We start from the raw sequence: 13235 nt of genomic DNA on the forward strand, positions 1-13235 counted from the left end.
CCGAGCGCCGGTTTTTTTTACAGCCGCAGGTCGCTGGCCTCGGGCGGCAGGCAGGATTTGACGTCGAACAACACGCTTTGATCCTTGCCAAGGGCGCGTATCTTAGCGGGTTCGAGCGTCAGAAATTCCCGATGTGCAACGGCCAGAACGATGCCGTCGTAACCCCCAGTTTCCGGCTGCTTGATCAATGAAATTCCGTATTCAGCCTGCGCGGCGGCAGGATCGGCGTGGGGATCATAGACATCGACCGTGACGCCATAGTCCTGCAGTTCGTGAATGATATCGACAACGCGGGTATTGCGCAGATCGGGGCAGTTTTCCTTGAAAGTCAGCCCCATCACCAGCACACGGGCAGCGGCAACATTGATCCCGTCGCGCATCATCCGTTTGACCAGTTGCGAGACCACATAGCCGCCCATGCTGTCATTCAACCGTCGCCCAGCCAGAATGATCTGCGGGTGATGGCCCACGGCCTCGGCCTTGTGAGTCAGATAATAGGGGTCAACGCCGATACAATGCCCGCCAACCAAACCGGGGCGGAAAGGTAGAAAGTTCCACTTGGTTCCCGCTGCGCGCAGAACCGCTTCCGTGTCGATATCCATCCGGCCAAAGATCATCGCCAGTTCGTTGACCAGCGCGATGTTCAGGTCGCGCTGCGTGTTCTCGATCACCTTGGCAGCCTCGGCCACGCGAATGCTTTCAGCCTTATGGGTGCCTGCCGAAATGATGCAAGCGTAAAGCGCGTCCACCAGATCGGCCACCTTGGAGGTCGAGCCGGATGTAACCTTGCAGATGTCCGCGATCCGGTGCGCCTTGTCGCCGGGGTTGATCCGCTCGGGGCTGTAACCGGCAAAAAAATCACGATTGAAGGTCAGACCGGACACGCGCTCAAGAACCGGTACGCAGTCTTCCTCGGTGGCTCCGGGGTATACCGTGGATTCATAGATCACCAGATCACCGGGTTTCAACACGTGGCCAACGGTTTCCGACGCGCGCAGCAAAGGCGTCAGATCAGGCTGCTTACCAGCGGTGATCGGTGTGGGGACGGTGACGATATAGGTATCGCAGGCCGCAATCTCTGACGGATCAGAGGTGAACGTCAGGCCAGTTGCGGCTTTTAGGTCATCGGGTTCAACCTCTTGCGTGGAATCGTGCCCGGCACGCAACGCGTCTATTCGGTCGGGGTTAATATCAAACCCAACCACCGGAGCTATCTTCCCGAACGCCACGGCCAGAGGCAGGCCAACATAGCCCAGTCCGATCACGGCAATTCTGCGCGAGTTTGGATCGGTTTCAAACATATGCGTCATTTTCCATGATAGTCGCGGAACCATTCGACAAAGCGTGCAATCCCGTCTTTGAAATCTGTTTGTGGCCGATAGCCCGTCAATTCCTGCAACAGATCGTTGTTCGCCCACGTTGCTGGCACATCCCCCATTTGCATGGGCATGTAGTTGCGGATGGCTTTCTTTCCGACGGCTTCTTCGATGGCTACGATAAAATCCATCAGCCGCACCTTGTCGCCATTGCCGATATTGACCACACGCCACGGCGCGGCGGGGGACAGGCTGTCGCCCTCGGCGATATCGTCGGCACTATCCGGCCGCACAGGCGGCACGTCGATCAACAGCCGAATACCCCGCACCAGATCGTCTACATAGGTAAAGTCACGATACATGTCACCGTGGTTGTAAATGTCGATGGGGCGGTCGTCCAAAATCGCGTCCACGAATTTGTACAAAGCCAGATCCGGACGCCCCCAAGAACCATATACCGTGAAAAACCGGAACATGGTCGTCGGTAGGTTCCATAGATGCGCGTAGGAATGACCCATCGCCTCGTTTGCCTTCTTGGTGGCGGCATAGATCGTCAACGGCGTGTCGGCCTTTTCAACCTCGGTAAAGGGCATCTCTTCGTTCGCGCCATAGACAGACGACGTCGACGCCATCAACAGGTGTTCGACTTTGTGTTCGCGCGCCACCTCCATGACGTTGAACGTGCCCACAACATTCGAGTTGATATAGCTTCGCGGATCCTCGAGACTGTAGCGCACCCCGGCTTGAGCGGCGAGGTGCACGATGATTTCCGGCTGAAACTCGTCCGCGACCTGCACAAGACGGTCGTGGTTTTCCAGCAAATCCTCGGTGGCCGAGAAACCCGGCGTCTGCAACAGCATTTGGTGGCGTCGCTGTTTGAGTGTCACGTCGTAGTAATCGGTCATCCCGTCATAGCCGTGCACCCGAAACCCTTCGGACAACAGCAGCTTTGCCAGATGGAAACCGATGAAACCCGCCGTACCGGTGACCAGAACCCGTTTCATGCAACCCTCGAACCTATCGCAGACTTTTTCGCATCAGGGATACTGTCACTGGCCCAAGGTCAAGGGGTTTCTCAGCCCACGATCATTTGCTTCATGCGCAACGCTTCGTATTCCAGCTCTTTCAAGCGAAAATGGACAACGTCGCCAATGGTAATGACACCGCGCAGATTTCCATCACTCAGAACTGGCATGTGGCGGAATCTGCCTTCGGTCATGGTTTTCAGTACATCGTTCAACAAATCTTCTGGCGCGCAGGTTTTGACCTCGCGGGTCATCAGGTCTTCGACCGATTGCGGAAGTGTCTGACCGGGGGTGTCTGCCATCCGGCGCACGATGTCGCGCTCGGACAGAATACCGTGCAGTTTCCCGTTCTGATCGGTCACAACGACAGCCCCGATCCGCTTTTCCTTGAGGATGTTTACAACCGAGTGGATCGTATCGTTCGGCCGCACTGCAAAAACCGCGTCGCCTTTGCCTTCCATCAATTTCGCAACTGTAGTCTGGGAATGGGAAAGGTTGGATTCCACGGACTGGCTACGCGTCGCGGTTTCGGCCTTGTCGCCGCGCGTTGGGGGCTGATAAGAGCTTGGTGCCATGGGAAATCTCCTCTTCTTTTGTAGTTTACCTTAGCGCAGCTTTGCGACCTGTATAAGGTTCAATTGCCCCAAGCGTGAAAAACCGCCTAACACACAGGATATTCGACCTTTTGTCTGACCTTTACCTGACCCCCCCTGTTGCCGCATTGATCTTCTTCGTCGTGGTCGTATGCGGCCACAATTTCCGCATGACATGGAAAAAGCAGGCCCCGGGTTGGCAAAAGAAGGCTTGGCTGTTTGGAGTTCCGGCAGGAATTGGCCTGCTTGTGCTGGGGTTCATGCCCTTGAAAATGTAAGGCTGGTTTGACTCTGGCAAAGGCCACTGGCATACGCCGATCACGCTTTTCCACAGGAGATTCCCGCATGCGTCTTTTGCCTATTCTGGCTGTTGCGACACTCGTATCCGGCTGTTTGTTCGACAAAGAGCCGGACGTCGTGCGTTTGTCTGGCGAGACGATGGGAACGACCTTCAACATCACAGCAATTGGCGACGATGTCGACGAAGAAGCCCTTGCCGTAGCGGTTGAGGAAACCTTGGCAGACGTAAATGCCAAGATGTCCAATTGGGACGAAAATTCTGAAGTTTCCAAGTTTTCCAAGTCGCAGAGCACCGAGCCGACGCAGGTTTCAGATGAATTTGCCCTGGTCATCGCGGCGGCCAATGACGTCCACGAAAAATCTGGCGGTACATTCGATCTAACGCTTGGACCTCTGATTGAACTCTGGGGATTCGGACCGCGTAAACCCGAAGACCCTGTTCCCTCGGACGAAGACATTCAGGCCGCATTGAACAGTGTCGGGCAGGCGCGTCTTTTGACATTGGATCGTGAGGCCGGGACTTTGGTCAAGTCGGATGCCGGGGTCGGGATCAACTTGTCGGCCATAGCAAAAGGTTACGGGATTGATGCCGTTGCAGGCACCCTGCGGGATGCGGGGATTGAGGATTACATGGTCGAGATCGGCGGCGATCTGGTCACCATGGGTGAAAACGATAGGGGCGAGGCTTGGCGGATCGGGATCGAGAAACCCGAAGCAGGGGCGCAGAACCTGCAGTTGATCGTGCAATTGGACGATCTGGGCATGGCGACGTCCGGCGACTACAAGAATTTCTTCGAACAGGACGGTGTGCGCTATTCGCATATCATCGACCCGACCACAGGGCGGCCGATCACGCATCGTACCACATCGGTGACCGTACTGGCCGAAAACGCGATGATGGCGGATGCGTGGGCGACGGCGATGCTGGCGCTGGGTCAGGAAAAAGGTATGGAACTGGCCGAGAAGCATAAACTTGCCGTGTATTTCATCTCGCGGGATGTGACAGGCGGCGAAGATGCCTATATCACAGTACATAGCACCGCGTTCAAAGACGCTTTGGGCACCAACTGAAAGCAGGAACAGATATGAGCACCTTTATTCTGGCATTTATCCTGTTGGCCCTTGTGATGGTGGGCATGTCACTGGGTGTCATGTTGATGGGGAAGACCATCAAAGGTAGCTGCGGCGGCCTGAACGCAATCTCGGGTGCTGATAAATGCGTGGTTTGCCAGAAAGACGTCGACCCAAACAGCCCGCTGCGCGATCAATTGCAATGCAAGCGCGCCAAGAAAATGCTGGAACAGATGGAACGCGAAGCGCAGGTGTGATTTGCGCTTAACCGACGGGCAGGGGTTAGCTAATCTGCGACCCTGACGATCGGGGAGGCATCGCGTTGGCCAAAGCTAAAAACATTCTGTTCATAATGTTTGACCAGCTCCGCTGGGATTACCTGAGTTGCTACGGCCACCTACACTTACACACCCCAAATATTGACCGATTGGCAGCGCGTGGGGTGCGTTTTGATCGCGCCTATATCCAGTCGCCGATCTGCGGGTCGTCGCGCATGTCCACCTATACCGGGCGCTATGTGCATTCGCACGGTGCGTCCTGGAACGGCATTCCGCTCAAGGTAGGTGAAATGACAATGGGGGATCATCTGCGCAAAGCCGGGATGGAGTGTTGCCTGGTCGGGAAGACTCATATGCGGGCAGATGCCGATGGCATGGCGCGGCTGGGTCTGGAGCCTGACAGCCTGATCGGCGCGCGCGTAGCAGAATGCGGCTTCGATGTGTTTGAACGCGACGACGGGATGCTTCCAGAAGGGCCGGATGGGTATTACGACCCTGACGGCGCGAAGGAATACAACAAGTTTCTGACCGCCAAGGGTTATGAGAGTGACAATCCCTGGCATGACTTTGCCAATTCCGGTTTGGATGCGGACGGCAATGTCTTGTCGGGCTGGTTTCTGAAAAACTCGACCGAGCCCGCCAACATCGCCGAGGAAGACAGCGAAACGCCGTACCTGACCGGACGGGGGATCGAGTTCATGAGATCTCATGCCGGTCCGTGGTGTTGTCACCTGAGCTTCATCAAACCCCACTGGCCATACATTGTGCCGGAACCTTACGCCTCGATGTATGGGCCTGAACATATGCTGCCCGTTGTCCGCGCTGAAACCGAGCGGCAGAACGCCCATCCGATCCTCAGGGCCTTTATGGACACCAAGGTGGGGCAGGCTTTTTCCCGCGAAGACGTTCGGGACGCCGTGATCCCGGCCTATATGGGATTGATCAAACAGGCGGACGATCAGATGGGCCGCTTGTTTGAGTGGATGGAAGAGACCGGTCGGATGGACGATACCATGATCGTTCTGACCTCGGACCACGGAGATTTTCTGGGCGATCACTGGATGGGGGAAAAGACGTTCTTCCATGATGCCTCGACCAAGGTTCCCCTGATCATTTACGACCCTTCGCCCGAAGCCGACAGCACGCGCGGAACGGTTTGTGATGCTCTGGTCGAATCGATCGACCTTGCCCCAACTTTCGTTGACGTAACTGGCCAAGAAATTGCGTATCACATTCTGGAAGGGCATTCCCTGTTGCCGATCCTACACGGTCTGCGCACGGAAACACCTCGGGATGTAGTGATCTGCGAATACGACTATTCTGCGTCTCCGATTGCGGACAAGCTGAACGCGTCAGTTCGGGATGCCGTGATGTTCATGGTCGCCAACAAAAAGTGGAAACTGATCCACTGCGAAGGCGGGCATCGCCCATTACTGTTTGATCTGGAGAATGACCCGAATGAACTGAACGATTTGGGTGGCTCTGCGGATCATGAAGACGTTATCGCGGACATGTATTCGCATCTTTTCAGATGGACACGTCGCCAGTCGCAGCGCACCACCCGGTCCGAGCAACAGTTGATCGAAATGCGCACCAAAAGCCGAGGGCGCGGAGTCGTGGTCGGGGTCTACGATGAAAACGACGCTCCGCTGGAACTGACGGTGAAGTACCGGAGCCGGACAGCACGGCCTTACCGGGAGCTCACCAGCAAAGACTAGCCCGCTGTATGAATTCTTAGGCTTAACGGAATAAAGGCGGTTCACCCGCCGCAGGCCAGACGATACAAGACCAACCAAGAGCAGATAATCCGGAGAGCCGAAATGACCGCCCCCAAACCAGTTGTCCTGTGTATTCTTGATGGTTGGGGTCTGTCAGAGGACACGACCGCCAATGCACCCTTGCTGGCGAACACGCCAACCTTTGACAAGATCATGGCGAACGGGCCGCACGCGACCTTGATCACGCATGGCCCGGATGTTGGGCTGCCCAGTGGTCAGATGGGCAATTCCGAAGTTGGCCATACCAATATCGGTGCCGGGCGCGTTGTGGCGATGGATCTGGGGCAGATTGATCTGGCGATTGAAGATGGCTCGTTCTTCGAAAACGAGGCGCTGCAAGCCTTCATCACCAAGGTGAAAGCGTCAGGTGGCACGGCACACCTGATGGGTCTGGTTTCGGACGGGGGCGTACACGGGCACCTGAACCATATAGTCGCCGCGGCAAAGGCGATCACGGATGCCGGAGTTCCGGTGGCTTTGCACGCTGTAACCGACGGCCGCGATGTGGCCCCAAAATCTGCGTTTACCTACGTTGCAGAACTGGAAGGCCGGTTGCCGGAAGGTGCACGTATTGTGACAGTCAGCGGGCGCTATTTTGCGATGGACCGCGACAACCGCTGGGAACGCGTCAGCGAAGCATACGGCGCGATGATCAAAGGGCAGGGGCGAGCGGCAGCCACAGCGCATGGCGCGATTGACCACGCATACAACCAGTCAGAAACCGACGAGTTCATTGTGCCGACGGTGTTGGCTGAATTCGATGGCGTAAAAGACGGAGACGGGTTCTTCTGCTTGAACTTCCGCGCTGACCGCGCGCGCGAAATATTGCGCGCCATCGGGGAACCCGGCTTTGGTGACTTTGAAACGGGGCCGCGCCCGCAGCTATCCGCGCTTTTGGGCATGGTCGAATATTCCGACGGCCACAACGCCTATATGACCACCGTCTTCCCTAAGCGCGATATCGTAAACACGCTGGGCGAATGGGTGGCCAAACAGGGACTGCGCCAGTTCCGTCTGGCAGAGACCGAAAAATACCCGCACGTCACCTTTTTCCTGAATGGTGGCAAGGAAACCCCGGAATCGGGCGAGGATCGCTTTATGCCCAAATCGCCCAAAGTCGCGACCTATGACCTACAGCCCGAAATGTCTTCTGCAGACGTCACAGCCAAATTCGTTGAAGCAATTGAAGAAGGTTATGACCTGATTGTCACAAACTATGCCAACCCGGATATGGTTGGACACACAGGCGATCTACAGGCCGCGATCAAGGCATGCGAAGCGGTGGATCAGGGGCTCGCACAGGTAGTTGCGGCGCTTGAAAGGGCGGGCGGGGCGATGATCGTGACGGCTGATCACGGAAACTGCGAGGTGATGGTCGACCCAGAAACCGGTGGACCCCACACTGCTCACACGCTGAACCCGGTGCCGGTTGCTTTGATTGGCGGCCCATCCGGTGCGTCGCTGCGGGATGGGCGTTTGTCTGATCTGGCACCCACGCTTCTAGCCCTGATGAATATTGACCAGCCGCCAGAGATGACCGGGCAGAGTTTGTTGTCATGACGCTTCGCGCGCTTATTCTGGCGATGGCTCTCACGTCGCCTGCCAGCGCACAGACTGATCCGTCGACGGCTGCGCTGAACGCCGCGCGCAAACTTGAACAGGCGTCAATTGCACTGACCGAAGCTGACAGTGCCCGAGATCGCGTACGCGCACTGACTGCGACAATACAGGCCTATGAAGCCGGGCTTTCAGCAATGCGGGACGGTTTGCGCCGGGCCGCCACGCGTGAGGCCCAATTGACCGCCGAACTGCACGCACGCGAAGAGGATGTGGCCCAGCTATTGGGTGTCCTTCAAACCATTGAGACAACCGCGCCGCCGGTTCTCATGCTGCACCCGTCTGGCCCGTTGGGGTCGGCGCGCGCCGGGATGATGCTGTCCGAAGTCACTCCGGCCTTGAATGCCCGCGCACAGGCATTGGCCGAAAACCTGCATGAGGTTCAGACGCTGCGCCTTTTGCAGCAGAACGCGTCTGAAACCCTGACCGAAGGGTTGGTTGGGGTGCAGACCGCGCGCACCAAGTTGAGCGAAGCGATCTCTGATAGAACGGACTTGCCCCGCAGATTTGTAGAAGACCCGATCCGCACCGCCATTCTGATTTCCTCGACCGAAACTCTGGAAGGGTTTGCCAGCGGATTGTCGGAAATATCGGAAGGTGAAATCGCGCAGACCGATGCGAATGTTTCAAACCGACAAGGCCAGATCGCTCTGCCAGCGCGGGGTGTCATTTTGCACCACGCCAACGAATCTGATGCTGCAGGTGTCACCCGACCAGGTATCGTCCTGGCAACCCGGCCACGCGCGATTGTCACGTCGCCAACTGCCGCAACCATTCGATATCGCGGGCCTTTGTTGGAACTTGGCAACCTGATAATTCTTGAACCTCAGCCGGGACTGCTGTTCGTTTTTGCAGGCTTGCAGGAGGTTTATGGCGAGACCGGACAAGTGATCCCCGAGGGCACTCCGGTCGGGTTGATGCCCGGGGAAACACCAGAAATAGGCGCTATTTTGTCAACAAGCGGTGATGGCACTGGAACTGAGCGGTCAGAAACGCTCTATATAGAGGTAAGACAAGATAACAGCCCCGTGGACCCGGAATCTTGGTTTCGGACCGACAAGGATGGATAAACGAGTATGAAGAAATTTGTGATGGCCGGTTTGGCCGGAACCCTGGCAGGTATCGTCGCAACGACACAGATTGCCGGTCCCCTGCTTGCTCAAGAGGCCGAAAACAAGGCCAGCGTGTATGAGCAACTGGACCTGTTTGGCGATATTTTTGAACGCATTCGCGCGCAATATGTCGAAGAGGTTGAGCCCGAAGAACTGATTGAAGCCGCGATTGACGGGATGCTGACATCGCTGGACCCGCATTCAAGCTATCTGTCGCCTGATGACGCCGAGCAGATGCGCGTCCAAACCCGGGGTGAGTTCGGTGGGTTGGGCATCGAGGTCACACAGGAAGAAGGCTTTGTAAAAGTCGTCTCACCCATCGACGGTACTCCGGCGGATGAGGCGGGGATCGAGGCAGGAGACTTCATCACGCATGTTGATGGCGAAAGCATCTTGGGGCTGACGCTGGATAAGGCCGTTGACCTGATGCGCGGCCCTGTCGGGTCCGAGATTATCATCACGGTCGTCCGGGAAGGTGAAACTGATCCTTTTGACGTCACCATCATCCGCGACACGATCAAGCTGACTGCTGTGCGCGCCCGGACCGAAGGCACAAGCGTCGTGCTGCGTGTAACCACTTTCAACGACCAGACCTTCCCCAATCTGGAAGAAGGATTGAATGAGCAGATCGCCGAAATCGGCGGTATCGACAAGGTCAACGGCGTTGTCCTCGACCTCAGGAACAACCCGGGCGGGCTGTTGACGCAGGCGATCAAAGTGTCTGATGCCTTCCTGAACGAAGGCGAGATTGTCTCGACCCGCGGCCGTGACGCAAATGATGGCGAGCGGTTTAATGCAACGCCGGGCGATCTGGCCGAAGGCAAGCCAATTGTCGTGCTGATCAATGGTGGATCTGCATCAGCGTCCGAGATCGTCGCAGGTGCGCTTCAGGATCACCGCCGTGCGATTGTTGTTGGGACTAAGAGCTTTGGTAAAGGGTCGGTACAGACCGTCATGCCTCTGCGGGGCGACGGCGCAATGCGCCTGACCACGTCGCGCTACTATACCCCGTCGGGCCGCTCGATTCAGGCGCTTGGTGTCAGCCCGGACATCATCGTCGAGCAACCGCGTTCGGCGCCAGAAACAGAAGAAGACGAAAGCGATGCGCGCACCCGGTCCGAGGCTGATCTGCGTGGCAGCCTGAACAATGACAGTCTGAGCGAAGATGAGATTCGCCAGATAGAGGAAGATCGCGCCAAGGCCGAGGAAACGGCTGAACTACGGGAAGAGGATTATCAACTGGCCTATGCCATTGACATTCTCAAGGGTCTTTCAGCGTTTAGTCCAAACGGGCCATCCCAATAAAATACCAGGGCCGCCAACTGGCGGCCCTTTTTCTTTCCCTCAGCTTTCGACGCTGCGCAGCTTGTCTTCGTCTAGCATCATCGCCAGAACGACACCCACCGAAACAGATATGGCGGCAAAGACAAACGCCATGTTCATACCTGTGTCGAACGCTGCAGCGATTGCGGACTTAACGCTTTCCGCTTCTGCCGAACTGAGCTTGGACATGACCGCCTTTGCTGAGTCCGTTGTCAGGGTTCCCCCGTTAATGGCCCTTTGATCCGCCTCTGACATGTTGATGCCGTCCTCGGAAAGCCTTTTGCCAAGACTGGACAGGCTGGTGACATACATGATCGCCGTTGCACAGGCGACCGAGATCGCCCCATAGACCAGGTGGGTCATAAAGCTTAATCCGCCTACCAGCCCCGCGCGTTCAGGCTTGACGGCGCAGACAGCGGCCGTGCCGGAGGGCCCGACAGTAAGCGTGGCACCCAAGCCAATCATCGCCATGCCGGGCAAAATCTGGAAATAGCCAAGGCCACTGGGCATCACGACGATACTGACTGCACCCACGGTTGCGATGAGATAACCCCAGAGCAGCAGGCGTTTGGGGCCAAAGTCATTATAAAGCGTACCCGAAACGATCGACCCGACGGCCAACAAAACGGTCAGCGGGGCAAGGCCAAGCGCCGAATGAAACACCGACCAGCCCAGAACCTTTTGCATATATTGCGGGAAATACAGCAATCCGACAAAGGCCGCCGATACATTGAACATGTTAAGGCCTAGCGTAATTCGGAACTCGCGGTTCTGCATCATTTGCGGCATCAGCAACGGCTCTTTCACACGCTTTTCGACCATCGGGAAAAAGAAAAACAAGACGGCGCTGACGAAGAACAGCATTAGTAACGGGACTGACGTCCATCCCCAATCGGCACCCACGTCCAGCCCGTAGAGCAGTAACAAAACCGCAAAGGAAAGAAGGCCCATACCAGCGAAATCCAGGTGCTCGCCCTTTTTGTGCTGAGTTTCACGCTCCATCAAAACAAGAGCTGTCACCATCGAAATGGTCGAGAAGACGACATTTGCCAGAAAGAACATCCTCCAGTCACCAAAGCTGACGGCCATGCCGCTGATCATCGGACCGAAGACATTGCCGGTGGTTACGCCGGCAAGGATCAGACCCATGATCATGGCTCTGTGTTCTGGTTTGGAAACCTTGGTGGCACCGAAGGCCAAAGTGCAGGGCCACACGCATCCTGCGCCGATCCCCTGCAAGGCACGTGACGCGATCAGAAAATCCAGGCTTGGCGAAACAAAACACATGACCGAGGAAAACAGAAAGATTGAAAGGCCAATCAGCATCATCCTGCGATGGCCAAACATATCCCCCATGCGGCCACCCGCGACCATGGTCATGGCAAAAAACAGGGCATAGATATTCAGCACCCACTGAGTGCTGGTGATATCAGCGTCAAAGCTGTTTTCGATCGCGGGTACCAATATCAAGGCACCCGTAAAGTCGATGCCGATGCCGAACCCTGTCACCATCAGCGCGATAACCTTGATTATGCTGGCTCGGTCCATGAACGCACCCTGTTCCCGAAAAATGCATCTATGATGCATGGAAACAAGCCGAAAGATAGGGTTATGCGGTCTCCGGGGGGTCGATTGCCTAGTCGCCCGACGTCTGTACCCGGCGGAAAGCGCGCTTCAACATATCCAGTTCGGCGCGCAGCAAGTTGACCTCGGCTCTTATGTCGTCAGCCGCCGCCGTTCCAGCGATCACAGTGAAATCAGCAAGTTTCTGTGACGTTTCCCGGTCCACGATTAGAAAACTGTGGACCCCGTCGGACAAGGCTGCGGTGGGGACTTCTACGCTCAGAGCCCATCCGCCTTTGGTCGGAGACAAGGCAACACCATCCAGTTCTTGCCCCAGATACCGAACTTCGATCCGAGGTTCCGTTTCTGCTGAAAGGTGCCCGTGCCAGATGCCGTTTTCCAGTCGGATGGGCGTCAGAATAGGGGGTGTCATATCCAAGTAACTCACAAATCGGCACGGAAGTGGCGGCAGAAGGTCAGGTCGCGCAGAATGATGCGGTTCATTGCGGGATTGTCCATGATCAAGTCCAGCCAAACCTTATCAATGCGCCGTTCATTCAAAGGTAAATGCGCAAGATCGAAATCTGCCACGCTGCAGGTGTGGGATATGTCAAGCGGACGCAGGACCTGATCGGTATTTGGGCCGTGCTGGATATTCAGCCGCGCCATGATGCTTGATGGGCGCTCTGCCTCGGCATGCACGTCAACCCGCACCAGATGTTGTTTGCTGAATCCTTGCGTGGCCTCAACAGGCAAATCAACGGTCAGGGACAGAAATGATCCGGTGAACCCGAATACTTCAAGGCTCAGTCCAAATGCGGCAAGGTCGGCGTCCCGCGTGTTTCGCGTTTGTCGGATTCCAATCTCGGACAAACGGCAGTCATGAAACAAAGACACATGCTGATCCACCGTGACTTTACGAGGGGCCGATGCCACACCGGAACGCGGCAGCGGTCCCCGCCAAAGATCCGGCCGCCAGTACCAATCTGTTCCCAGCGGCTTAGGAAACTGAGACGAGCCAATCAGCGGGCGCATCAGTTGACCGTCTGCTTCGTGAATCAAGTGGTCGAGGTGACCGCGCAGCCTGCGCGCCTCGTCTCGTTGTGCGCGCAAAGTCGCGGGCGCGGCGTCTGATGCAGACTGTGCAGCCTGACGCCAACGCGCAAGAACTTTGCGGTGTATATAGCGATCCAGAAGTCTGCCCATAATCCTATCGCCTGAAGGTACTTCTCTTTAGTCAAAGACAGCGATCAGGATAA

Annotated in this window: 13 protein-coding genes; 7 read left to right on the forward strand and 6 right to left on the reverse strand. The window is 56.5% G+C overall.

Annotated elements, in window-relative coordinates:
• Positions 1-17 precede the first annotated feature (17 nt).
• From tviB to GOV88_RS18270, 3 genes are all read right to left on the reverse strand, one after another.
• A complete protein-coding gene (tviB, locus tag GOV88_RS18260) occupies positions 18-1301 on the reverse strand; it encodes a Vi polysaccharide biosynthesis UDP-N-acetylglucosamine C-6 dehydrogenase TviB (RefSeq protein WP_171241344.1) in 1284 nt (427 codons plus the stop codon).
• A gap of 5 nt (positions 1302-1306) precedes the next feature.
• Positions 1307-2320 carry an NAD-dependent epimerase/dehydratase family protein gene (locus GOV88_RS18265; RefSeq protein ID WP_171125649.1) on the reverse strand — a complete coding sequence of 338 codons (1014 nt, stop codon included), beginning with the start codon at positions 2318-2320 and terminating at the stop codon, positions 1307-1309.
• A 71-nt stretch (positions 2321-2391) separates the two neighbouring features.
• Positions 2392-2916, reverse strand: coding sequence for a CBS domain-containing protein (locus GOV88_RS18270; protein ID WP_171125651.1), 525 nt, complete (start codon positions 2914-2916; stop codon positions 2392-2394).
• Positions 2917-3026: 110 nt separating this feature from the next.
• On the opposite strand from GOV88_RS18270, the gene GOV88_RS18275 reads away from it, so the two are divergent.
• The 7 genes from GOV88_RS18275 to GOV88_RS18305 all read left to right on the forward strand — a co-directional run bounded on the left by GOV88_RS18275 (position 3027) and on the right by GOV88_RS18305 (position 10395).
• A complete protein-coding gene (locus tag GOV88_RS18275; protein ID WP_171125653.1) occupies positions 3027-3212 on the forward strand; it encodes a hypothetical protein in 186 nt (61 codons plus the stop codon).
• A gap of 67 nt (positions 3213-3279) precedes the next feature.
• A complete protein-coding gene (locus GOV88_RS18280; protein WP_171241313.1) occupies positions 3280-4305 on the forward strand; it encodes an FAD:protein FMN transferase in 1026 nt (341 codons plus the stop codon).
• Between the two features lie 14 nt (positions 4306-4319).
• Positions 4320-4562 carry a (Na+)-NQR maturation NqrM gene (gene nqrM / locus GOV88_RS18285; protein WP_170356551.1) on the forward strand — a complete coding sequence of 81 codons (243 nt, stop codon included), beginning with the start codon at positions 4320-4322 and terminating at the stop codon, positions 4560-4562.
• Positions 4563-4627: 65 nt separating this feature from the next.
• Entirely contained in the window at positions 4628-6301 is a 1674-nt protein-coding gene (locus GOV88_RS18290; protein WP_171125657.1) for a sulfatase-like hydrolase/transferase, read from the forward strand.
• Between the two features lie 102 nt (positions 6302-6403).
• Entirely contained in the window at positions 6404-7921 is a 1518-nt protein-coding gene (gene gpmI / locus GOV88_RS18295; protein WP_171241314.1) for a 2,3-bisphosphoglycerate-independent phosphoglycerate mutase, read from the forward strand.
• On the forward strand, positions 7918-9048 hold the full coding sequence (locus tag GOV88_RS18300; protein ID WP_171126778.1) for a murein hydrolase activator EnvC: 1131 nt from the start codon (positions 7918-7920) through the stop codon (positions 9046-9048). The genes gpmI and GOV88_RS18300 overlap by 4 nt, the downstream gene beginning before the upstream one ends.
• A gap of 6 nt (positions 9049-9054) precedes the next feature.
• Positions 9055-10395, forward strand: a complete 1341-nt coding sequence (locus GOV88_RS18305; protein ID WP_171125663.1) for a S41 family peptidase — start codon at positions 9055-9057, stop codon at positions 10393-10395.
• A 39-nt stretch (positions 10396-10434) separates the two neighbouring features.
• Here the strand turns inward: GOV88_RS18305 and GOV88_RS18310 are convergent, their stop codons facing one another.
• The 3 genes from GOV88_RS18310 to GOV88_RS18320 all read right to left on the reverse strand — a co-directional run bounded on the left by GOV88_RS18310 (position 10435) and on the right by GOV88_RS18320 (position 13182).
• On the reverse strand, positions 10435-11961 hold the full coding sequence (locus GOV88_RS18310; protein ID WP_171125665.1) for an MFS transporter: 1527 nt from the start codon (positions 11959-11961) through the stop codon (positions 10435-10437).
• A gap of 88 nt (positions 11962-12049) precedes the next feature.
• Complete coding sequence (locus GOV88_RS18315) at positions 12050-12409, reverse strand: hypothetical protein (protein WP_171241315.1); 360 nt, start codon at positions 12407-12409, stop codon at positions 12050-12052.
• A gap of 11 nt (positions 12410-12420) precedes the next feature.
• Positions 12421-13182 (reverse strand): DUF6478 family protein, encoded by a 762-nt coding sequence (locus GOV88_RS18320; RefSeq protein ID WP_171241316.1) that lies wholly within the window; start codon positions 13180-13182, stop codon positions 12421-12423.
• Positions 13183-13235 lie beyond the last annotated feature (53 nt).

Origin of the sequence: Ruegeria sp. HKCCA5491, from assembly GCF_013034565.1 — a bacterium.
Lineage (GTDB): Bacteria > Pseudomonadota > Alphaproteobacteria > Rhodobacterales > Rhodobacteraceae > Ruegeria.

Excerpts from the sequence above, each read along its gene's own strand:
- GOV88_RS18320 (WP_171241316.1), bottom strand. The coding sequence starts at position 13,182 with ATGGGCAGACTTCTGGATCGCTATATACACCGCAAAGTTCTTGCGCGT.
- GOV88_RS18270 (WP_171125651.1), bottom strand. The coding sequence starts at position 2,916 with ATGGCACCAAGCTCTTATCAGCCCCCAACGCGCGGCGACAAGGCCGAA.
- gpmI (WP_171241314.1), top strand. The coding sequence starts at position 6,404 with ATGACCGCCCCCAAACCAGTTGTCCTGTGTATTCTTGATGGTTGGGGT.
- GOV88_RS18280 (WP_171241313.1), top strand. The coding sequence starts at position 3,280 with ATGCGTCTTTTGCCTATTCTGGCTGTTGCGACACTCGTATCCGGCTGT.
- GOV88_RS18315 (WP_171241315.1), bottom strand. The coding sequence starts at position 12,409 with ATGACACCCCCTATTCTGACGCCCATCCGACTGGAAAACGGCATCTGG.
- GOV88_RS18300 (WP_171126778.1), top strand. The coding sequence starts at position 7,918 with ATGACGCTTCGCGCGCTTATTCTGGCGATGGCTCTCACGTCGCCTGCC.
- GOV88_RS18265 (WP_171125649.1), bottom strand. The coding sequence starts at position 2,320 with ATGAAACGGGTTCTGGTCACCGGTACGGCGGGTTTCATCGGTTTCCAT.
- GOV88_RS18310 (WP_171125665.1), bottom strand. The coding sequence starts at position 11,961 with ATGGACCGAGCCAGCATAATCAAGGTTATCGCGCTGATGGTGACAGGG.
- GOV88_RS18305 (WP_171125663.1), top strand. The coding sequence starts at position 9,055 with ATGAAGAAATTTGTGATGGCCGGTTTGGCCGGAACCCTGGCAGGTATC.
- nqrM (WP_170356551.1), top strand. The coding sequence starts at position 4,320 with ATGAGCACCTTTATTCTGGCATTTATCCTGTTGGCCCTTGTGATGGTG.
- tviB (WP_171241344.1), bottom strand. The coding sequence starts at position 1,301 with ATGTTTGAAACCGATCCAAACTCGCGCAGAATTGCCGTGATCGGACTG.